Source organism: Arthrobacter sp. G119Y2, assembly GCF_038069765.1.
Taxonomy (GTDB): domain Bacteria; phylum Actinomycetota; class Actinomycetes; order Actinomycetales; family Micrococcaceae; genus Arthrobacter_B.
On record NZ_JBBPFS010000002.1, the window covers coordinates 544,341 to 564,514 of the forward strand.

Annotated in this window: 20 protein-coding genes; 15 read left to right on the forward strand and 5 right to left on the reverse strand. The window is 67.4% G+C overall.

From position 1 onward, the window contains the following. Positions 1 to 2: 2 nt before the first annotated feature. Positions 3 to 431 (forward strand): DUF2550 domain-containing protein, encoded by a 429-nt coding sequence (locus tag WKB88_RS06210; protein WP_341393656.1) that lies wholly within the window; start codon positions 3 to 5, stop codon positions 429 to 431. A 93-nt stretch (positions 432 to 524) separates the two neighbouring features. Continuing rightward, complete coding sequence (gene murA / locus WKB88_RS06215; RefSeq protein WP_341393657.1) at positions 525 to 1,790, forward strand: UDP-N-acetylglucosamine 1-carboxyvinyltransferase; 1,266 nt, start codon at positions 525 to 527, stop codon at positions 1,788 to 1,790. A 105-nt stretch (positions 1,791 to 1,895) separates the two neighbouring features. On the opposite strand, the gene WKB88_RS06220 is transcribed toward murA, so the two are convergent. After that, positions 1,896 to 2,099: a cold-shock protein gene (locus tag WKB88_RS06220; RefSeq protein WP_104101230.1), complete on the reverse strand. Its 204-nt coding sequence runs from the start codon at positions 2,097 to 2,099 to the stop codon at positions 1,896 to 1,898. A gap of 312 nt (positions 2,100 to 2,411) precedes the next feature. Beyond that, positions 2,412 to 3,107, reverse strand: a complete 696-nt coding sequence (gene nucS / locus WKB88_RS06225) for an endonuclease NucS (RefSeq protein ID WP_341393658.1) — start codon at positions 3,105 to 3,107, stop codon at positions 2,412 to 2,414. A gap of 40 nt (positions 3,108 to 3,147) precedes the next feature. On the opposite strand from nucS, the gene WKB88_RS06230 reads away from it, so the two are divergent. Next, a complete protein-coding gene (locus tag WKB88_RS06230; protein ID WP_341393659.1) occupies positions 3,148 to 3,516 on the forward strand; it encodes a hypothetical protein in 369 nt (122 codons plus the stop codon). Here WKB88_RS06230 and WKB88_RS06235 read toward each other — a convergent pair. Then, the gene (locus WKB88_RS06235) at positions 3,513 to 4,838 is read right to left on the reverse strand and encodes an AI-2E family transporter (RefSeq protein ID WP_341393660.1); all 1,326 of its coding nucleotides are present in this window, start codon (positions 4,836 to 4,838) and stop codon (positions 3,513 to 3,515) included. The genes WKB88_RS06230 and WKB88_RS06235 overlap by 4 nt on opposite strands. Positions 4,839 to 5,077: 239 nt before the next feature. On the opposite strand from WKB88_RS06235, the gene WKB88_RS06240 reads away from it, so the two are divergent. The 8 genes from WKB88_RS06240 to WKB88_RS06275 all read left to right on the forward strand — a co-directional run bounded on the left by WKB88_RS06240 (position 5,078) and on the right by WKB88_RS06275 (position 15,085). Continuing rightward, complete coding sequence (locus tag WKB88_RS06240; RefSeq protein WP_341393661.1) at positions 5,078 to 6,883, forward strand: hypothetical protein; 1,806 nt, start codon at positions 5,078 to 5,080, stop codon at positions 6,881 to 6,883. A 64-nt stretch (positions 6,884 to 6,947) separates the two neighbouring features. Next, entirely contained in the window at positions 6,948 to 7,913 is a 966-nt protein-coding gene (locus WKB88_RS06245) for a tetratricopeptide repeat protein (protein WP_341393662.1), read from the forward strand. An 11-nt stretch (positions 7,914 to 7,924) separates the two neighbouring features. Beyond that, positions 7,925 to 9,037, forward strand: coding sequence for an NADH:flavin oxidoreductase/NADH oxidase (locus WKB88_RS06250; protein ID WP_341393663.1), 1,113 nt, complete (start codon positions 7,925 to 7,927; stop codon positions 9,035 to 9,037). A gap of 120 nt (positions 9,038 to 9,157) precedes the next feature. Next, positions 9,158 to 9,952, forward strand: a complete 795-nt coding sequence (locus WKB88_RS06255) for an ABC transporter ATP-binding protein (RefSeq protein ID WP_341393664.1) — start codon at positions 9,158 to 9,160, stop codon at positions 9,950 to 9,952. Then, positions 9,934 to 11,508, forward strand: coding sequence for a transporter (locus tag WKB88_RS06260; protein WP_341393665.1), 1,575 nt, complete (start codon positions 9,934 to 9,936; stop codon positions 11,506 to 11,508). The genes WKB88_RS06255 and WKB88_RS06260 overlap by 19 nt, the downstream gene beginning before the upstream one ends. 55 nt (positions 11,509 to 11,563) lie before the next feature. Beyond that, the gene (locus tag WKB88_RS06265) at positions 11,564 to 11,866 is read left to right on the forward strand and encodes a DUF3039 domain-containing protein (protein ID WP_420481396.1); all 303 of its coding nucleotides are present in this window, start codon (positions 11,564 to 11,566) and stop codon (positions 11,864 to 11,866) included. Positions 11,867 to 11,879: 13 nt separating this feature from the next. Continuing rightward, positions 11,880 to 13,301 (forward strand): MFS transporter, encoded by a 1,422-nt coding sequence (locus WKB88_RS06270; protein WP_341393666.1) that lies wholly within the window; start codon positions 11,880 to 11,882, stop codon positions 13,299 to 13,301. Then, positions 13,298 to 15,085, forward strand: a complete 1,788-nt coding sequence (locus WKB88_RS06275) for a DEAD/DEAH box helicase (RefSeq protein WP_341393667.1) — start codon at positions 13,298 to 13,300, stop codon at positions 15,083 to 15,085. Before WKB88_RS06270 ends, WKB88_RS06275 begins: the two co-directional genes overlap by 4 nt. Before the next feature lie 113 nt (positions 15,086 to 15,198). On the opposite strand, the gene WKB88_RS06280 is transcribed toward WKB88_RS06275, so the two are convergent. Next, positions 15,199 to 15,822, reverse strand: coding sequence for a nicotinamidase (locus tag WKB88_RS06280; RefSeq protein WP_341393668.1), 624 nt, complete (start codon positions 15,820 to 15,822; stop codon positions 15,199 to 15,201). A 2-nt stretch (positions 15,823 to 15,824) separates the two neighbouring features. Next, positions 15,825 to 17,150, reverse strand: coding sequence for a nicotinate phosphoribosyltransferase (locus WKB88_RS06285; protein WP_341393669.1), 1,326 nt, complete (start codon positions 17,148 to 17,150; stop codon positions 15,825 to 15,827). Positions 17,151 to 17,236: 86 nt separating this feature from the next. On the opposite strand from WKB88_RS06285, the gene clpS reads away from it, so the two are divergent. From clpS to WKB88_RS06305, 4 genes are all read left to right on the forward strand, one after another. Further along, positions 17,237 to 17,545 carry an ATP-dependent Clp protease adapter ClpS gene (gene clpS / locus WKB88_RS06290; protein ID WP_341393670.1) on the forward strand — a complete coding sequence of 103 codons (309 nt, stop codon included), beginning with the start codon at positions 17,237 to 17,239 and terminating at the stop codon, positions 17,543 to 17,545. Positions 17,546 to 17,628: 83 nt separating this feature from the next. Then, the gene (locus WKB88_RS06295) at positions 17,629 to 18,186 is read left to right on the forward strand and encodes a DUF2017 domain-containing protein (protein ID WP_341393671.1); all 558 of its coding nucleotides are present in this window, start codon (positions 17,629 to 17,631) and stop codon (positions 18,184 to 18,186) included. A 59-nt stretch (positions 18,187 to 18,245) separates the two neighbouring features. After that, complete coding sequence (gene murI / locus WKB88_RS06300) at positions 18,246 to 19,310, forward strand: glutamate racemase (protein WP_341393672.1); 1,065 nt, start codon at positions 18,246 to 18,248, stop codon at positions 19,308 to 19,310. Further along, entirely contained in the window at positions 19,307 to 20,158 is an 852-nt protein-coding gene (locus WKB88_RS06305) for an MBL fold metallo-hydrolase (RefSeq protein WP_341393673.1), read from the forward strand. Before murI ends, WKB88_RS06305 begins: the two co-directional genes overlap by 4 nt. The last annotated feature ends 16 nt before the right edge of the window (positions 20,159 to 20,174 follow it).

Sequence of the window (20,174 nt, forward strand, 5' to 3'; positions counted from 1 at the left end):
CAATGAGCAGCTCTTATTTGTTCATTGCGCTGGCAGGGCTGCTGTGCCTGCTGCTGCTGGCAGTAGTTCTGTTCGGGGTGCGCCGCAGCCAGCTGCGGCGCGCCCTCGGTACTTTCGACGCCTCCATTTGCCTCCCGCCCGGCGGGTGGCAGATGGGGGTTTGTCGTTATACGGATACCCACTTGGAGTGGCTGCGCCTCATTTCGCTCAGTCCCCGTCCGCCCCACCGTTTCCTGCGCAGCTCGCTGGAGATCGGCAGCTGGCGGCAACCCACAGAGGCCGAGCGCGCCCGGATCCAGCCCGGAGCCATTATCGTGACGCTGAAGTACGAGGACCGCGAAGTTCTGATCGCCATGAACTATGACGTCTACACCGGCCTCTCCTCCTGGCTCGAAGCCGGTCCCGTCATCGGTATCGGCACCTGGCGCTGATCCGCGCTGACACCGCGCTGACACCGGGCTGAACCGGCCCGGGCCGCCGCGCCCCGGTCCAGCGCCGCCGTTCATCTACCCTAGTATTGAGGGATGGAAGACGTCATAGTTGTTACCGGTCCGTCCACGCTCAACGGAGCGGTGAGCGTACCCGGAGCCAAAAACAGTGTCCTGAAACTCATGGCCGCCACGCTGCTGGCGCAGGGACCCTCCACCATCACCAACGTTCCCAATATCCAGGATGTCTGGATCATGGCCGAGCTTTTGCGCCGGCTGGGCTGTGATGTGGATTACGACGTCGAGGCGGCCGCGGTGACCGTTGACGTGCCCGAAGTGCCGGGTCACCAGGCCGACTATGACCTCGTACGGGCCATGCGTGCCTCCATCTCCGTCCTCGGCCCACTGGTGGCCCGCTGCCGGCAGGCGGAAGTAGCGCTGCCCGGCGGCGATGCCATCGGCTCCCGCGGCCTGGACATGCACCGTGCCGGACTTGAGCTGATGGGAACCACCATCACCATCGACCACGGTTATCTGATCGCCTCCGTGCCCGAAGGGCTGGTCGGTGCCCGGCACCTGCTGGACTTTCCCTCCGTGGGTGCGACCGAAAACCTCATGATGGCCGCCACTCTGGCCGCCGGCACCACGGTCATCGACAACGCGGCCCGCGAGCCGGAAATCACCGACATTGCCGAGATGCTTAACGAAATGGGCGCGCATATCTCCGGGATCGGAACCAACACCCTGGTCATCGAAGGAGTGCAACGGCTGAACCCCGTTGTTCACCGGGTGGTTCCCGACCGCATCGTCGCCGGCACCTGGGCCTTCGCTGCCGCGGTGACGGGCGGCTGCATCGAAATCCGCAACGCGGACGCCTCAGCCCTCGCCGTCGTCCTGGACAAGCTCACCCAGTCGGGCTGCACCGTCACGGTGGGGGAGGACAGCTTCACCGTCAAGGGAACCGGCCGGCCCGAACCGATCAACGTGTCCACCCTGCCCTATCCGGGTTTCCCCACCGATCTGCAGCCTTTCGTCGTGGCGCTGAACGCCGTATCGACGGGCTCCGGCATGGTGACGGAGAACGTCTTCGAAGCACGCTGGGGGTTCACCTCGGAACTGGCGAGGCTGGGCGCCGTGATCCGCCTGGACGGCCATCACGCCCTCATCCAGGGGGTGCCCCGTCTCTCCGGTGCTCCGGTGGAGGCCAATGACATTCGCGCCGGAGCGGCACTGGTGATCGCCGGGCTGGCCGCCGAGGGCACCACCGAGGTGCGCGGCGTGGACCATATCGACCGCGGCTACGAACGGTTCATGGAGAACCTGCGCGGCCTGGGGGCACGCGTGGTCCGCCGGCGCAGCTGACCGCCGTTAACCAAGGAAGTCCCCGGCATGTGCCGGGGACTTCAGTGCTGTCCGGGCAGGCCCGGGCAAGAAACAGCTGCAGTAAAGAAACAGCTGCGGTGAAGCTTAGAGGGCGGTGACGCCCGTTGCCTGGGGGCCCTTGGCGCCCTGGCCGATTTCAAACTCAACACGCTGGTTCTCGTCGAGCGTCTTGAAGCCACCGGTCTGAATCTCAGAGTAGTGAACAAAGACGTCGCCGTCTGAATCGTCGGGAGTAATGAAGCCGAAGCCCTTTTCAGCGTTAAACCATTTGACGGTACCCTGTGCCATTTTGTTTCTCCTCATAAGTGGAACTACCGACCGCCACACCCCGCGACGGCCTTATGTTACTGAAACGGGAAGGCTCAAGTTCCTTGCCATTCAGCAGTTCCTTGAGGAGCTTCACGCTCGCAACGGTCTTGCGAGCATGAATAACACCTACACAAAGACTGGTTATAGGATTACACACGCCTAATGGCTGGTCAACGAATTTGCCGAAAAACTTTCCAGGTAATGCGGAAGCCCCCGGACTGCATCGGAAAAAGGTGCCGGGGCCCGGTTTTGGGCATATTGGCCGGGTGCCGCACCGGGGCCGGCAAGGAGCTAGAACAGCCGTGAGGCGGAGTCGTCCACCCCGCGCATGGCGTCGTAATCGAGGGTCAGGCAGTCGATGCCGCGGTCGGCGGCCAGCACCCGGGCCTGCGGCTTGATCTGCTGTGCGGCGAAGACGCCGCGGACCGGTGCCAGCAGCGGATCGCGGTTCAGCAGTTCGAGGTAGCGGGTCAGCTGCTCCACGCCGTCAATGTCACCGCGCCGCTTGAGTTCCACGGCCACGGTGGCCCCGGAGGCATCGCGGGCCAGGATGTCCACCGGACCGATCGCGGTCATGTACTCGCGCCGGATCAGCGTGAATCCTTCGCCGAGCTTGGTGATCTGCTCTGCCAGCAGCCGCTGCAGATCGGCCTCCACGCCGTCCTTGATCAGTCCCGGATCCACGCCAAGGTCATGGGACGTTTCGGAGAACCGCTCGTAGATGCTGATCACGAGCTTGTCATCGGTCTTGGCGCTCTGGACGTTCCAGGTTTCGATGACGCCCGTTGCGGCGTCGTCCTCTTCCGGAGCGGTGATGCGCAGGGTGGCCGGAGGGCTCATCCAGTTCAGGGGTTTGTAGGAGCCGCCGTCCGAGTGGATCAGGACGGAACCGTCGGCTTTCACCATCAGCAGACGGACGGCTAGCGGAAGATGGGCACGGAGGCGGCCGATGTAGTCAACAGAGCAGCGGGCAATTACTAAACGCACAGTTGCACTTTACCGGCTCCGCTGCGGCAAAATGACTTGTATGCCCCGTTCCAACCGTCCCCGCCGCCCGCCCGGCGCAGCCAACGCCAATCTGGGCCGCAGTGCCCGCAGCAAGTGGGCAACTCCCGCGGCCGAGCTGGACCTGGAGCGGACCCGTGCCGGAATACCGCAGCGGGAGAGCGCCGCGGACGGCGAATGGTCCGTGCGGCAAATCACGGCCCGCAACGCGGCAAAGGACTACAAGTGCCCCGGCTGCGGCATGGTGATACCTCCGGGCGTGCCGCACCTGGTGGTGTGGCAGGAGGACTCCCTGCTGGGCAGGGACACGGCAGTGGCGGACCGCAGGCACTGGCATGAGCGGTGCTGGCGCACCCGTAGGACCGGCGGCGGGCGCCTGGGGCGTCGCTAGCGCTGGTCCTGGCGGCTGATGAACACTTCCTTGAGGAGCAGCAGCACCGCTGCGGCGGTGGGAATGGCGATCAGCGCGCCGAGCACGCCCAGAAGGCTGCCTCCGGCGATGACAGCAATGACGGCGACTGCGCCGGGCACCGCCACGGCACGCTGCATGATGCGGGGGGAGACGAAGTAGGCCTCAAACTGCAGGTAGGCGACGTAGAACAGGGCAAAGACGACGGCGGTCTGCCAGCTTTCGGTAAGCGCAATCAGGGAGACCACGATGAGCGCAATGGGCGGACCGACCAGCGGGATAAAGGCCAGCAGCGCGACGACGAAGGCCAGCAGCACCGAAAAGGGCACGCCCGTGATTGACATGACAACAAAGGCGTAAGTGGCGTCGAGCACTGCCACGAGCCCCTGTCCGATCACGTAGTTGCCGACGCTGCTGGTGATTTCTTCCGACAGTGCCTCCACCCGGCGTCGCCGGCCCCGCGGAGCCAGCCGGTACGCCCACATCTTCATGGAGGGCAGCGATGAGAGGAAGTAGAGCGTCAGGACCAGGATGATGAGCGCACCGAAGAGACCGTTGGCAATGACCGTGCCGACCGACAGCACTCCGCCGAAGACCCCGCCCAGGGCGTCCGAATTCGTAAAGAACCTGTTCGCTTCTTCTTCAATCCGTTCACGGACATGGAACTGTTCATCGACATTTACGAAGAAATCGGATTCAAGGAACGTGTTGACGTAGCCGGGGGCGTTATTAATGATCTCCGTTGTCTGGCGGACAATCGTGGGAATCAGTGTCGCGAAAAAGCCGATCACTATGCCCGCCAAACCCAGCACGGTAATCGCGATTCCGGCCGGCCGCGGCACGCGCCGTGCACCGAGCCAGCGGACCACCGGGTCCAGGCCCAGGGCGATAAACAGTGCCGCGCCAATCCAGACCAGCAGTTCACCCACATTGGTGAGGATGAAATAACCCAGCAGGGCGAAGCCCACTCCCACGGCAAACATGAAGCCGAAATGGATGGGATGGGCATTCATGCCGGCGGACGGAAGTTCGGCGGGGCCCGCCGGTGCGCCCTCTGAAGCGGTTTCGGCGGAGGGGACGCTGCGGGCGGCGGTTGCGCCGGCCGGCGCGTCGACGTCGGGCGGAAACTCGAACCGTCGCCGGGGGCGGGCTCCGGGCACATGGTGCGGAACTGACTGGCGGAGCCGCTCGGAAGCCGCCGCAAGGAATCCCCGCCGCGCCGCGCCGTCGGGCGGGGTCGGCTGCCGGGCCGTCCGCGGAGCCTCGCGGGGCTCGCCGGCCGGCTGGTCCTGGTTCTCGCCCATTTTTTTGCTTGTCTCCTGTATGTAGCGAACGCCCGGGATCGGAAGCGCCAGATTACCAGCCATGCTGCGCCCGGGTGCCGGCCCGGGGTCCGGGCAGGCACCGGAATGTGACCGTTCAGTGGATTTCGTTACCATTGGGTTATAAACCCGTTGACCGGCCCATAGCCAAGAGGGTCCACGTCCCGTTTTAGCCGCACCTACAGGTGATGCGAAGTACCGAGACTGAAGATAGGTAGCTTGTGCGAAACAAAATTGCAGTTCCGCTGATCGTGATCGGAGTGCTGCTGATGCTTGTGGGCATCGGGCAGCGCACCTTCTGGGCTCCGCCGGGCACCGTCACAGCCGAAGCCCCGTCCGCCGATCAGCAGGCACCGCTGACTGTCATCGGCACTGATGTCCTCACTGCCCACCCCGACGGCGTTGACCTCACCTTCTCGGGAGAGGGCCCCTTCCTGATGGCCGTGGGCCGGGCCGACGACGTCGATGCATGGGTTGGGGACGCCACCGTCCTGCGGGTCGCAGCCGACGGAGACAGCCTGGCCTCCGAGGTCACTGAAGGAACTCCCACCGTTCCCAATCCGGCCGGATCCGACCTGTGGGTCTCCGAGCAGGAGGTCGACGGTGAAACGACGTTCACCTGGGACGCCCCGGCTTCCGGCGACTGGCAGATCCTGCTTGCTTCAGACGGTACGGCCCCGGCGCCCGCAGACGTTTCGGTCACCTACGCCAACGATGCGTCCACCCCGTTTGCCGTGCCGCTGATTGTCGGCGGCGCGCTGCTTGCCGTTCTCGGCCTTGCCCTGGCCTTCGTTGCGGGCCGCGGCAACACCGGCCGCCGTTCGGGCGGCGGGGAACCGTCCGCCGAGGGCCCCGCCCGCAGCACGGCCGACGCTGCCCATCCGGTAACCGACAGCACCACCTCGCTGCCCGCGGCTGAACCGGCGCCCGCTGCCGGACGGAAGCCCGGAGCCTCCGGCACCACGGCCTCGGGCACCACGGCCTTCGGGATCCTGCCGGTCCTGCGCCGTCGGGGGCCTGCCGCCGCGCTCAGCACCGCGCTTGCCGCTGCCCTGGCCTTCAGCGCCGCCCCCGCGCCCGCCCTGGCCGGACTTCCGCTCACCGCGGGTCCCACGGCCGAGCCGGCTGATGAAGCCACCCCGCCCGTGGTCCTGAAGTCGCAGCTGGAACGGATCCTCGTTGACGTCGCGGCCACCGTCCAGGAAGCGGATGCCGCCAAGGACCCTGCCCTGCTTACCGAGCGCGCCGCCGGTTCGGCCGCCACCCTGCGCGAGGCCGGGTATGCCACGGCAGCCAAAGTACCCACCCACCCGGCACCGGAACCGGTAGCTGCGGAGCCGCTGAAGACAGACCTGATCATGGGCGGAACGGAATTCCCGCGCAGCGTGGTTGCCGTTACCCAGGGCCCGGAGAACGAGGTTCCGCAGGCACTGCTGCTGGAACAGGCCTCGGCACGCGAGAACTACAAGCTGGTTTCTTCCATCCGGATGCTTCCCGGGACCACCTTCCCGCCGCGCCCGTCCACCGGCGCCGGTGTTAATCCCGCCCCGGCGGACTCCGCCGACGGCCTGACCGTCTCTCCGCAGATCGCCGTGCAGGCACTGGCCGATGCCCTGACCAACCCGGCCGGCGCCAACAAGGACACCTTCTCGGCCAACACCTTCGCCGACGCGGTGACCAAGTTCCAGTCTGACGTTACGGCGAGCCCGGACAACGAGTTCGCGAACATCACCTTCAACCACACGTCCGTGCCGGACGACACGCGCGCCCTGCGCACCGCCGACGGCGGAGCCATTGTGTTCGGCTACATGGACAGCAGCTACACGAGCGTTCCCAAGGAAACCGGCGACTCCATCAACCTTGAGGGCACCGTCTACCAGACGCTCACGGGTGAAACCAGCACCGAAGAAGGCATTGACGTCAAATACGGAGAGGGCGTCATGCTGTACGTTCCCCCGGCCGGAAGCACCGACCAGATCCAGGTCATCGGCGCCGTCCAGGAACTGCTCTCAGCAACCCTGAAGTAGCCCCACCCTCCATCAGGGGAAACCGGGTTGCCGGTGACCCGAGACCGCGTAATAAGGTGAAGCCATGAGCACTCCGAACCACCGTCCAGCACCGGCAGCTTCCACGATGAACCTGCGCGGCGCCGTCGACCTCTCCGGCCTGAAAGCCAGGGCCACGGCCCCGCCCGCAGCCGGGGCACCGGCTCCGGGGCAGGGCGGGGCCGGCGCCCCGGCCGCCAGCCCGTACATCGTTGAGGTCTCCGAGCAGACCTTCCCCCAGCTAGTCCAGCTGTCCGAGCAGGTCCCGGTCATCATCGACCTCTACTCAGCGCGCAGTCCCGAATCCGTGCAGGTGAGCAACGTGCTGAAGAGCATTGTCACCGAGCACGACGGAAAGCTGCTGCTCGGCCGGGTGGACGTGGAAGCTTTCCCGCAGATTGCCCAGGCCTTCCAGGCCGTGGCTGTCCCCACGGTCGCCGCTGTCCTCAAGGGCCAGCCGGTGCCGCTTTTTGACCGGGCGGTCCCGGAGGAACAGATCCGCGCCCTGGTCGCCGAGCTGCTGCAGGTGGCAGCGGCCAACGGTGTTGCGGGGACCCTGAACGAGGGCGGTGCCGGGGAGCCGGCGGAGGAAGCTCCGCTGCCGCCGCTGCACCAGGAAGCCTACGACGCGATCGTGGCCGGGGACTACGACGGCGCTGCCGCCGCCTACCGCAAAGCGCTGGCCGAACAGCCGGCGGATGCGGAGGCCAAGGCGGGGCTGGCCCAGGTGGAACTGATGGCCCGGCTCAAGGGCGCGGACGCCGAGAAGCTGCGCACCGAGGCAGCGGCCAACCCGGACGACGTTGACGCACAGCTAGCCGTAGCGGACCTGGATGTCTCAGGCGGGCATGTCGAAGACGCGTTCAACCGCGTGGTTCGGCTGATCGCACGGGTCTTCGGCGATGACCGGGAAAAGGCACGGCTGCGTCTGCTGGACCTGTTCGAGGTGGTGGGCACCACGGACCCGCGGGTCACCAAGGCCCGCTCCGCCCTCGCCCGGGCACTCTTCTAGGCCCGCCCGGCATGAGCGAGAACGCAGCATCCCTGAATCCCGGCCTGTTCGACCCGCTGGTGCTCCGCGGACTGGAGCTCTCCCACCGCGGCTGGGTGGCGGCCATGTGCCAGTACTCGGCCGACGGCGTCAACGCTCCCGGGATGCCCAATGACTGGCACCTGATGCACCTGGGCTCCTTCGCAGCCGGGGGAGCGGCACTGATCATCACCGAAGCGACGGCGGTCAGCCCCGAGGGCCGGATCAGTCCGGAGGACACCGGCATCTACACCGCCGAACAAGCCGCCGCCTGGCGCCGCATCACGGACTTCGTCCACCGGTACGGGGCCGCCGACGCCCGGATCGGCGTTCAGCTGGCCCATGCCGGGCGCAAGGCCTCGACCTACTCTCCCTTCGGCCGGGGCAGCGGCAGCGTTGCGGAAGCCGACGGCGGCTGGCGCACTGTCGGTCCCACTGCGGATGCCTTCGGCCGCTATGCCGCCCCGCAGGCGCTGGATGAAGCCGGCATCCGGCGGGTCATCTCGGATTTCGCCCGGGCAGCGGAAAGGTCTGTGGAAGCCGGGTTCGACACCATCGAAATCCACGCCGCCCACGGATACCTTCTGCACCAGTTCATGACCCCGCTGGTCAACACCCGCACCGACGGCTGGGGCGGGTCGGAGGAGGGACGCAACCGGCTGACGCTGGAAGTCGTTGACGCCGTCCGGGCGGTTATCCCGGACTCGATGCCACTGCTCCTGCGCATCTCCGCAACCGACTGGACCGACGGCGGCCTTGACGAGCGGTCCTCGGCCCGCCTGGCCGGCCAGGCGCGCGACCGCGGCGTCGACCTGGTGGACGTCTCCACCGGCGGAGCCGTGCCCGCAGCCAATATCCCCGTGGGCCCGGGGTACCAGACCGGATTCGCCGAGCACATCCGCGCCGCCGCCGGTGTCCCCACAGCAGCCGTCGGCCTGATCAGCAGTGCGGCGGAGGCTGAGGAAGTCCTCCGTGCCGGGCGGGCGGATGCCGTGCTCATTGCGCGGGCCGCCCTGCGGGATCCGCACTGGTGGATGCGGGCAGCCGGGGAACTGGATGCCAAGCTTCCCTGGGCACCGCAGTATGAACGGGCCCGGCCCGCCTAGTCCCCGGGACGGGTGCACTCCGCCCGGCCGCACTTTCAGGGCGCCGATTTTGGTCCTTCCGGCTGATCCCGTCCGCCTGCTTGGCGGGTAGTTTGGTGGCATGACGAAAGTGGTGCTGACATGAGCGAACCCGTGTTCCCTGAAACTCCGGCCGTTCCGGCTGCCCCTGCCCTGGCTGTCCGGGGCCTCGGCAAGCGTTTCGGGGAGAAGATCGCCGTCAACGGGATCAGCCTTGATGTCCCGGCAGGCTCCTTCTACGGGCTGGTCGGCCCCAACGGAGCAGGCAAGACCACCCTGCTGTCCATGGCGACCGGCCTGCTGCGGCCCGAGCACGGACAGGTGTGGGTGCACGGCACGGATGTCTGGGCCGAGCCGCTGAAGGCCAAACGGCTGATGGGAGTGCTGCCCGACGGCGTCCGGCTGTTCGACCGGCTTACCGGCGAGCAGCTGGTCACCTATTCCGGGCTGCTGCGCGGCATGGACCGGGACACCGTGGCAGGGCGTGTGCGGGACCTGCTCGAGGCCATGGACCTGACCAATGATGCGGGCACCCTCGTGGTGGACTACTCCGCGGGCATGACCAAGAAGATCGCCCTTGCCTCTGCGCTGATCCACGCGCCCCGGCTGCTGGTCCTCGACGAGCCCTTTGAAGCGGTGGACCCGGTGTCCGCCGCCAACATCCGGGACATCCTCTCCGGGTACGTGGACTCCGGCGGAACGGTGATCGTGTCCAGCCACGTCATGGACCTGGTCCAGCGGATGTGCGACCACGTCGCAGTGGTCTCCGGCGGCAACCTCCTTGCCTCCGGAACCGTGGACGAGGTCCGCGGCGGAGAGACCCTGGAAGAGCGTTTCGTGCAGCTGGTGGGCGGACGCACCCACTCGGAGGGACTGCCATGGTTGCGCACCTCCTAAGGCTCAAGCTTCTCCTGCTGCGCAACTCCCTGCGCCGCAGCCCGTGGCAGATCGTGGGGATCGTCTTCGGCGCCCTGTACGGACTGGGGATGCTCGGCCTGCTGTTTGCGGCCCTGTTCTTCCTGAGCTTCAACGACCCCGAACTGGCCCGCACCGCAACAGTCCTCGCCGGCAGCGCCGCCGTCCTGGGCTGGGCGCTGATTCCCGTGCTGGCCACCGGCGTGGACCTGACCCTGGACCCGGCGCGGTTCGTGACCTTTGCCGTGCCGCTGCCCCAGCTCCTCGCCGGGCTGGGGCTCGGCGGGCTCATCGGCATCCCGGGCGCCGTCACGCTGCTTGCCGCGCTGGGCTCCGCTGCCGTCTGGTGGCGCAGCCCGGCCGCCCTGGCCGCCGGGGTTCTGTCCGCGCTGATCGCCGTGTTCACCTGCATCATCGCCGCCCGCGTCACCGTCGCGGCAAGCACCTCACTGGCCTCGTCCCGGCGGTTCAAGGACATCTCCGGCCTGGTGGCCATCATCCCGCTTATGCTCCTGGGGCCGATCATTGCCGGTATCAGCTCAGGCATCAGCAGCGCCCAGGGCTATCTTCCGTCACTGGCACGCACACTGTCCTGGACACCGCTGGGCGCAGCATGGGCCGTACCCGGCGATATTGCGCTGAACCAGCCGGGGCCGGCTGCCGCCAAGCTGGCGATCGCCGCCGTTTTCCTTGCCCTGCTGGTGTGGGCCTGGAAGGTGCTGCTGGTGCGCGCGCTCATCACCCCGCCGCACAGCTCCGGCGCCCGGCGCAAGGGCGGAAAGCTCGGGTTCTTTGCCCTTTTCCCGCCCACTCCCACCGGTGCCGTTGCTGCCCGCGCCCTGACCTACTGGATCCGGGATCCGCGGTACGGCGCCTCGCTGCTCATCATTCCGCTGATGGTGGTCCTGCTGGTGTTCCTGGGCACGCAGGAAGGCACCGGCCCCAGCCTGGTGCTGTTCGCGGGACCGCTGCTGGGCTTCCTGCTCGGCTACGGCATTTCAGCGGACGTTTCATACGACAACACCGCCTTTGCCCTGCACGTCAGCACCGGCGTTTCGGGTACGGCCGACCGCGCCGGCCGGGTCATCGCCTGCGCCGTATTTGCGCTGCCGGTCACCGTCCTGGCAGCGGTGCTGCCGTGCCTGCTGCTGGGGGAGGCGGACCTGATTCCGGTCCTGCTCGGGGTCTCCCTGGCTGTCCTGCTGGGCGGGCTCGGGCTCTCGTCCGTAGTTTCGGCCCGGTACACGTACAACGTTCCGCTGCCGGGGGAGAACGCCTTCAAGACTCCTCCGGGTTCCGCCGGGCGGACCGCGCTGGTGCAAAGCCTGGGCATGCTGAGCCAGATCGTGATCGTGCTTCCGGTACTGGCACTGGCCGTCGTGGCGCTGCTGAACGACAACCCGCTCTGGGACTGGCTGACCCTGGCCGGCGGCGTGCTGCTGGGTGCCGGGCTGCTGGTGGGCGGGATCAGGATCGGGGGACGCTGGCTGGACCGCCGCGCCCCGGAAATGCTGGCGGCACTCTCGGTGCACAAATAAAACGCTCCGGTCAGTCGGCCGGGGCGGGGCCTCCTGCGGTACTAAGATGGGAACCATGAGTCTGCCTCCCGATCCTTTCGAAAATGACCCTGCCCGCCGCCTGGACGACGGCGGCGGTTCCACCGCCGTCATCGAGCGCGAAGAGCAGCGCGAGTACACAGAACCCGGTGACAGTGAGCGGTTTGCCCACTACGTCCGCAAGGAAAAGATCATGGAGTCGGCGCTTTCCGGCGAACCGGTGATCGCCCTGTGCGGCAAGGTCTGGACTCCGGGCCGGGATCCGAAAAAGTTCCCCGTCTGCCCCACCTGCAAGGAAATCTACGAAGGCCTGAGCGCGCCCAAGGACGGCGGCAAGTAGTTCCCGCGCATCCATGAGCGGTCCATCCGCGGAGCCGCGTCCTGCCGGCCCGTTGTCGCCCGCCTACCGGGCCCTCACCCTGGGCATCCTCGCCATCATCACCTGCTCCGCCTTTGAAGCGATGGCGGTAACGACGGCGATGCCCGTGGTGGCCGTCGAGCTGTCCGCGGGGGCCGGGTACGGGCTGGCGTTCTCGATGTTCCTCACCGCCTCGCTGCTGGGCACGGTCGTGGCCGGCAGCAGGTGCGATGTCCAGGGGCCGGTGCCGTCGCTGGCGGCCGGCATGGCCCTGATGACCGCCGGCCTGGTGGTCTCGGCCCTGGCCGGCGAGTTCTGGGTTGTCACCGCAGGCCGGGCTGTCTCCGGGCTCGGCGGCGGGGCCATGATCGTTGCGGTGTACGTCATCATCGGCGAGATCTACCCGTCGTCCCTTCAGCCCGTGCTCTTCGGGTGGCTGGCCGCTGCCTGGATCCTGCCGTCGATGGTGGGGCCCCTGGCCGCCGGCCTCCTGGCCCAGTACGTGAGCTGGCGGTGGGTCTTTGCCGCGGTGATTCCCATCGTGCTGGTTGCCGGCCTCATGGTCTGGCCGCGGGTTCGCGGCCTCGGTCCGCCGGACAACCCTGCCCTGGACCGGGCACTGGGCCGCAGGCGGGCCCTATGGGGCAGCACGCTGGCCGCCGCAGTATTTGTCGCCCAGTGGGCAGGCAATGAGGCGGCGGATGCGCCGTCGGCTCCGGCGGCTCTGTGGATTGCCGCAGCAGCCGCAGCCGGAACCGCCGGGGCGGCACTTGGGCGTCTGCTGCCGGCGGGCACCCTGCGCCTAGCCCGGGGACTGCCGAGCGTGATCGCCACCCGCGGCCTGCTCAGTGCCGGATTCGTGGCTGCGGAGGCTTTCCTGCCGCTCATGGTGCTGGCGACCCACGGTGTGGACCCGGCCACTGCAGGACTGGCGCTCACCGCAGGAGCGGTAGGCTGGGCTGTGGGTTCCTTCCTTCAGGCCCGCGCCGCCGGGCGCCGCCACCGGCTTTTGGTGACCGGCGCATCCATGCTGGCAGCAGCAATGGGAGGCATCGGGCTGCTGGCTTCACCGTCGGTGCCTTTTGGGGTGATCGTGGCGGTGTGGTCCCTGGCGGGAGCCGCCATGGGCCTGGCCCTTTCCAGCACCTCAGTGATGGTGCTGGCACTGTCCACCTCCGTGGACCGGGGACGCAATTCCGCGTCCCTTCAGATTTCCGACCAGGTCGGAGCCGTGGCGGGAACCACCGTGGCAGGGATTCTCTTTGCCCTGCTGCAGGATCCCGCGGCTTCCGGACAGACCGGCGTGTTTAGCGTCATGTGGCTTGTCCTGGCCGTTTTTGCGTGCCTGGGGATCCTCTCCGGTGCACGCAGTGCAATAGTTACCCCGAACACAGGAAAGGTGCCGTTCACAGCGTGAGCCCAGACACCCTCTTCGGCGGACCGGCCCTGCCGCCCGCCTATCCGGAACGAGCCGCCTGGGGCACCGCCCCCAAGCTGCGCCAGTGGCAGGCCGAAGCCCTCGAGAAGTTCTTCGCCAACGACGCTGACGACTTCCTCGCCGTCGCCACCCCCGGCGCCGGCAAGACGACGTTCGCCCTGCGTGTCGCCACGGAGCTGGTGGACCGCGGGATCGTCAAGCGGATCACCGTCGTGGCCCCCACGGACCACCTCAAGCGCCAGTGGGCCGATGCCGCCGCGAAGGTGGGGCTGGCGCTGGACCCCAATTTCAAGAACGCCGACGGGCGGCACGGCGACGGCTTCATCGGCGTGGCCGTCACCTACGCGCAGGTAGCCTCCAAGCCCATGCTGCACCGGGCCAAGACGGAGGCGGCCCGCACGCTGGTGATCCTGGACGAGATCCATCACGGCGGCGACGCGCTCTCCTGGGGCGACGGCATCCGGGAAGCCTTTGAACCGGCGGTCAAGCGGCTCTCCCTGACCGGTACGCCGTTCCGTTCGGACACGGCGGCGATTCCGTTTGTGGAGTATGAAGCGGACCGGGACGGCATCCGCCGCTCCAAGGCCGATTACACGTACGGCTACGGCGAGGCCCTGCGCGACCACGTGGTCCGCCCGGTGATGTTCATGGCGTACTCCGGGCAGATGCGCTGGCGCACCAGTGCCGGCGACGAGATGGCCGCCTCCCTGGGCGAGGCCGCGGTCACCAAGGACATCACGGCGCAGGCCTGGCGCACGGCGCTGAACCCCACCGGAGAGTGGATTCCGGCGGTCCTTGCCGCTGCCGACCGGCGGCTGTCCGAAGTGCGGCGCGCCGTCCCCGATGCCGGCGGGCTGGTGATTGCCACGGACCACGACGACGCGCGCGCCTACGCCGGCACGCTGAAGAAGATCACCGGGCAGTCCCCAACCGTCATCCTCTCCGATGATGCCAAGGCCTCGGACAAGATCGACGAATTCTCCGCGGGGGACCAGCGCTGGATGGTGGCGGTCCGCATGGTGTCTGAAGGCGTGGACGTTCCGCGCCTGGCGGTGGGGGTCTACGCGACCTCCACCGCGACCCCGCTGTTCTTCGCCCAGGCAGTGGGGCGCTTTGTGCGTGCCCGCAAGCGCGGCGAGACGGCGTCGGTCTTCCTGCCCTCGGTTCCGAACCTGATGGCCCTGGCCAACCAGCTGGAAATGGAACGTGACCATGCCCTGGACCGGCCGGACAACCACCTCGAAGAGGAGGGCTTCGGGCTGGAAGACAGCCTCATGGAGGCAGCGAACCGTGAGGAGAAGGCCTCGGATTCGCTGACCAAGCAAAAGTTCGAGGCGCTGGAGTCCCAGGCGTCCTTTGACCGTGTGCTGTTCGACGGCGGCGAGTTCGGCACCGGCGGTGAACTGGGCAGCGATGAGGAACAGGATTTCCTGGGGATTCCCGGGCTGCTGGATGCGGACCAGATGGGCGTGCTGCTGCGCCAGCGCCAGCACGAGCAGCTGTCCCGCCGCGGACGCAAGGCCCCGGCGGCGTCTGCTCCGGAGCCGGAGCCGTCCGTCATGGACCACCGGCGGCTGACCGAGCTGCGCGGCCAGCTGGCCAAGAACGTCTCCGCCTGGTCCGCGCGCTCGGGCATGCCGCACGGAATGGTGCACAGCGAGCTGCGCCGCATCTGCGGCGGCCCGCCGGTGGCGCAGGCCAACGAGGAGCAGCTCAACCAGCGGCTGAAGAAGCTGCAGGACTGGTTCATCGGCCGCAAATAGCCGCCTGATCCGCGGCCGCAACAGCCATGGACGCCTGATCCGCGAATGCAAGGGCCCCCGGGCCCGGGTTCACTTACCGGGCCCGGGGGCGTACATCCCTGCCGTTCCGGGGCCTACAGGTCCAGCAGCTCCACGCCGGCGTCCTCGAGTTCGGCCAGCGCGGCCCGGGTTCCGGCGCGGTCGATTCCGCGGCAGAGGTCCGGGATGACAAAGGTGTCGTAGCCTGCGGCAATGGCGTCCAGGGCCGTGGCGCGGACGCAGTAATCGGCGGCCAAACCCACAATGACGACTTCCTCGACGTCGTTCTCGCGCAGCCAGTCGTCCAGGCTCACTGTCTCAGCCGGATCCGGCGGCACCGCTGCGGCATCAAGGTCACCCGTGGGGACCTCGTCTTCGGGGGCAAGCACGCCCTCAAAACCGGAGTACGCCGCCTCATACTGTCCCTTGCGGAAGAACGCATCAATGTGCTCGGTGTCCAAGTCGGGGTGGAGGCTGGCGCCGGTCGTCCCGGCAACGCAGTGCACCGGCCAGGATTCCTTGTAGTCCGGGGTTTCGGAGAAGTGCGGGCCGGGCTCAATGTGCCAGTCCTGCGTGGCTGCCACGACGTCATAGCGGCCAAGCGTCGTTTCAATGTAGTCGGTGATTTCCGAGGCGGTGTCGGTGCCGCCGGGAACGGCCAGTGATCCTCCTTCGCAGAAGTCGTTCTGGACGTCGACAACAATCAGGGCACGCGTCATTCTCACTCCTCGTATTCGGTGGGTATGGCCGGCTCGCCGCGCTGCAGGCGGTTGACCGAGGTTGGCAGTTCAGCCAGGGACTCTGTGTGCCGCTTGGCAGCCCGCTCCACGGCAGCGGCTCCGGTCCAGCCGGCAAGAATCTCGCCGTCGGCGACAAACTGCTCCAGCAGCGGGCGGTCGTTGCCGTCGTCCAGCGGGCGGTGGCCGATGCCGATGACCTCGGCAGTGGCCGTGCCGCGCTCATCCAGCCGGCGCAGCGCGTATTTGCGTCCGCCGCGGGAAGCCTTGTTCTTGGCGGCCTTGGCGACCGAGACAAACTCGTGGTTGTCGTCTTCGCGGCTGACCAGCTTGTACACCAGTCCGGCGGTCGGCGCACCGGAACCGGTGACCAGGGAAGTTCCGACGCCGTACGCATCCACGGGGGCGGAGGCCAGGGCCGCAATGGCATATTCGTCCAGGTCCGAGGTCACCATGATCCGGGTGTCCGTATTGCCCAGCTCATCCAGCAGCTCGCGCACCCACTTGGCCTGGGCGACCAGATCGCCGGAATCCAGCCGGACCCCGCCCAGCTGCCGCCCGGCAGCGGCGACGGCGTTGCGCACGCCTTGTTCGACGTCGTACGTGTCCACCAGCAGTGAGGTGCCGGCTCCGAGGGAACCAATCTGGGCCTCGAAGGCGTCCGTCTCGCTGTCATGCAGGAGGGTGAAGGAATGGGCGGCCGTGCCCACCGTCTTCAGACCGTAGCGGCGTCCTGCTTCAAGGTTTGAGGTCGAGTCGAAGCCGGCGATGATCGCCGCCCGGGCCGCTGCCACGGCAGATTCCTCATGGGTGCGCCGCGACCCCATCTCAATGCAGGGCCGCCCGCCGGCGGCGGTCACCATGCGGGAGGCCGCGGAGGCGATGGCGCTGTCATGGTTCAGGACCGACAGCAGGAGGGTTTCCAGGATGCAGGCCTCCGCAAAGGTTGACTCCACGGTGAGGATCGGCGAATTCGGGAAATAGGCTTCACCTTCGGCATAGCCGAAGATGTTTCCGGAGAACCTGAAATCGGCGAGCCACTTCAGGGTGGGGGCATCCACCACAGAGGTGCTCTCCAGGAAGGCAAGCTGATCGTCGTCGAACCGGAAGGCGGCAAGGGCCTCGAGGATCCGGCCGGTTCCGGCCACGATCCCGTACCGGCGCCCGTCGGGGAGCCGCCGGCCGAACACCTCGAAGACGGAGCGGCGGGAAGCTGTACCGGAGTGCAGGGCAGCCTGCAGCATCGTCAACTCATAATGGTCTGTATACAGGGCGGCATTGGGCTGGCGCCAAGCGTTGGTGCTGTTCACAATCAAAACTCTAACCCCCGTTCGCTTATTGAGTAGAAGGCTTCCGCTGGCGGTTCGGCAAGCGGCGCCAACCTACAATTGGAGTCATGACTTTGAGCACTGCGCCCGGCACCGACACCCTTGAGCGCGCTGAAACGGAGTCGCTGGTCAGCAGTGACGTGCCCTGGGTGGTGATTGTCTGGAACGATCCCGTGAACCTCATGAGCTACGTCAGCTATGTTCTCCGCAGTTATTTCGGATATTCGGAGGCCAAGGCCAACAAGCTCATGATGGAAGTGCATGAACAGGGGAAGTCGGTGGTGGCGACCGGCTCGCGTGAATCGGCGGAGCGGGACACCGTGGCAATGCACTCCTTTGGACTTTGGGCCACGTTCCAGAAAACCGACGAGCCGTGACTCCCGCGGCACCCGCTAACCGCGGAAACAGCAGCAGTACACCGGCAGTACAGACCGGCCCCGCCGGCGGATAGGACTTTTACGTGGCAACCGGATTCAAAACCACCCGCAAGGGAATCTCTGCATCACTGGACGCGGGGGAGCGGGAGCTGCTGCGCAGCCTGTTTAATGACGTGCTGGGAATGCTGGAACCGGACACGCCCGCGGACTCGGATCCGCTCGCCGCGATGGTGGGTTTGGACACCAGGGCCAGTGTTCCGTCCGACTCCGCGCTGCACCGCCTGCTGCCCGACGCGGTACAGGGGGACGACGACGAAGCGCTGGAATTCCGCCGCCTCACCGAGCGCTCGCTGCGGGAGACCAAGAGCGGTGCACTGCGGGCTGCGGCCCTGCTGCTGGAGACCAAGCCGCTGCTGCTCAACGCCGAGCAGGCCCAGTATTTTGCCCGCGCCCTCAACGATGTCCGCCTCGTTCTGGCCGACCGGCTCGGACTGGAAACCGATGAGGACACCGAGCGGCTGCACGGCATTACCGATCCGTCCCAGGCGCAGGACGTGGACGGGTACCTGGCCCTCGTCTACAACTTTGTCACCTGGCTCCAGGAGACCCTGATGCAGGCCATGACCCGGTCCCTGCTGTGACCAAGCGCACGCCCCGATGAGTTCGCTGCGGGGGGCCGGGGGACTATTCTCGATACATTATGAGCTCTGACCCGGAAAGTTCCTCGCTGATGACGGAACCGCTGATGGACGCACCGCGCACTCAGGCGCCCGGGCGCACCACCGCCCCGCAGCCCAGCAGCGCGCCGCGGAAAAACAACGCGGATGCGCCCATCGGCATTTTCGACTCCGGAGTGGGCGGACTGACCGTGGCGCGGGCAGTCATTGACCAGCTGCCCAATGAGTCCATTCTTTACGTGGGGGACACCGCCCGCGGCCCCTACGGGCCCCTCCCCATTGCGGAGGTCCGCGCCAATGCGCTGGGTGTAATGGACGAACTGGTGGATTCCGGCGTCAAGCTGCTGGTCATTGCCTGCAATACGGCCTCCGCCGCCGTGCTTCGCGACGCCCGTGAGCGGTACACCCGCCGCTACGGCATCCCCGTCATCGAGGTCATCCAGCCCGCCGTGCGCCGGGCGGTTGCCGCCACCCGGTCCGGGAGGGTGGGGGTGATCGGCACCGAGGCCACGGTCGGCTCGCGTGCCTACAACGACACCTTCGCGGCCGCACCGCACCTGCAGATCGAGTCCGTGGCCTGCCCAGCGTTTGTGGATTACGTCGAGGCCGGCGTTACCGCCGGGCCGGAACTGCTGGCCACGGCCGAAGAATACCTGGCCCCGCTGAAAGCCGGCGATGTGGACACCGTCGTCCTGGGCTGCACCCACTATCCGCTGCTCACCGGCGTGATCTCCTACGTGATGGGCGACGGCGTGACGCTGGTGTCGAGCGCCGAGGAAACCGCCAAGGACGTGTACCGGGCGCTGATTTCCCACAACCTGCAGCGCACCGCTGCCACCGCGCCCGACTACCGGTTCCTCGCCACGGGGGATTCGACGTCGTTTGAACTTCTGGCCCGGCGTTTCCTCGGACCCGAAGTCCTGAGCGTCGAACACGTGGACAACGTGGCGGCGCACTATCCCACCGGAAGCCTGGCCCGGATCACCCCGGACATGGCCGCCGCCGACCGCTCCGCACGCGTTCCGGCCCGCTCCATCCATGACGAGAACGGAAGGCCGCCAGGCGCCCTTCGGAACGGCACGCAATGAAACTGACCATCGTGGGCTGCAGCGGGTCTTTCCCCGGTCCGGCGTCACCTGCCTCCTGTTACCTCGTCACCGCCAACGACGGCGTCCGAGACTGGCGCATCCTGCTGGACCTGGGCAACGGCTCACTGGGGGCGCTGCAGCGCTACATGGACCTGCGGGACATCGACGCCGTCCTGCTGACCCACCTGCACCCGGACCACTGCATGGACCTGTGCGGACTGCACGTGGCGGTCCACTGGGACCCGGCGGGCTGGAACCGGGACCGGATCAAGGTCTGGGGACCGAAGGACACGGCGGACCGGATGGCCACGGCTTACGGGCTGCCCACCGACCCCGGCATGCACGAGGACTTCGAATTCATGAACTGGGACAGCCACCGCAGCGTGCACATCGGCCCGTTCACGGTCACGCCCTACCCGGTCCGGCATCCGGCGGACGAGGCCTACGCGCTGCGCGTCGAGGCCAGGTTCACCGACCCCGACGGCAATTCCCTGGTTCACACCCTGGCCTACTCCGGGGACACGGACTCCTGCGACGGGTTGGAGGAAGCCGCCCGCGACAGCGACGTCTTCCTCTGCGAAGCGGCGTTCCACGAGGGCCGCGATGACGCCATTGACGGCGTGCACCTGACCGGAAAACGTGCCGGCGCCGCCGCCTCGGCAGCCAACGCACGCCGCCTGCTCCTGACCCACCTGCCGGTCTGGAACGACGCCAACACCTCGGTGGCTGAAGCCCGGGAAACCTACGCCGGAGACCTCGCGGTCGCCGTCGCCGGCGTCTCCTACGACGTCGGCAGTCCGTTCGCGGCCCCGCTGGCCGTTGAACCGGGGGTCCAGCCCGCCGGCTAACCGGAACCGGCCGATA

Bases quoted from the DNA above. Each gene is read 5' to 3' on its own strand.
- WKB88_RS06210 (WP_341393656.1), top strand. From the start codon at position 3: ATGAGCAGCTCTTATTTGTTCATTGCGCTGGCAGGGCTGCTGTGCCTG.
- murA (WP_341393657.1), top strand. From the start codon at position 525: ATGGAAGACGTCATAGTTGTTACCGGTCCGTCCACGCTCAACGGAGCG.
- WKB88_RS06220 (WP_104101230.1), bottom strand. From the start codon at position 2,099: ATGGCACAGGGTACCGTCAAATGGTTTAACGCTGAAAAGGGCTTCGGC.
- WKB88_RS06230 (WP_341393659.1), top strand. From the start codon at position 3,148: ATGCCCCGTTCCAACCGTCCCCGCCGCCCGCCCGGCGCAGCCAACGCC.
- WKB88_RS06235 (WP_341393660.1), bottom strand. From the start codon at position 4,838: ATGGGCGAGAACCAGGACCAGCCGGCCGGCGAGCCCCGCGAGGCTCCG.
- WKB88_RS06245 (WP_341393662.1), top strand. From the start codon at position 6,948: ATGAGCACTCCGAACCACCGTCCAGCACCGGCAGCTTCCACGATGAAC.
- WKB88_RS06250 (WP_341393663.1), top strand. From the start codon at position 7,925: ATGAGCGAGAACGCAGCATCCCTGAATCCCGGCCTGTTCGACCCGCTG.
- WKB88_RS06255 (WP_341393664.1), top strand. From the start codon at position 9,158: ATGAGCGAACCCGTGTTCCCTGAAACTCCGGCCGTTCCGGCTGCCCCT.
- WKB88_RS06260 (WP_341393665.1), top strand. From the start codon at position 9,934: ATGGTTGCGCACCTCCTAAGGCTCAAGCTTCTCCTGCTGCGCAACTCC.
- WKB88_RS06265 (WP_420481396.1), top strand. From the start codon at position 11,564: ATGAGTCTGCCTCCCGATCCTTTCGAAAATGACCCTGCCCGCCGCCTG.
- WKB88_RS06270 (WP_341393666.1), top strand. From the start codon at position 11,880: ATGAGCGGTCCATCCGCGGAGCCGCGTCCTGCCGGCCCGTTGTCGCCC.
- WKB88_RS06280 (WP_341393668.1), bottom strand. From the start codon at position 15,822: ATGACGCGTGCCCTGATTGTTGTCGACGTCCAGAACGACTTCTGCGAA.
- clpS (WP_341393670.1), top strand. From the start codon at position 17,237: ATGACTTTGAGCACTGCGCCCGGCACCGACACCCTTGAGCGCGCTGAA.
- murI (WP_341393672.1), top strand. From the start codon at position 18,246: ATGAGCTCTGACCCGGAAAGTTCCTCGCTGATGACGGAACCGCTGATG.
- WKB88_RS06305 (WP_341393673.1), top strand. From the start codon at position 19,307: ATGAAACTGACCATCGTGGGCTGCAGCGGGTCTTTCCCCGGTCCGGCG.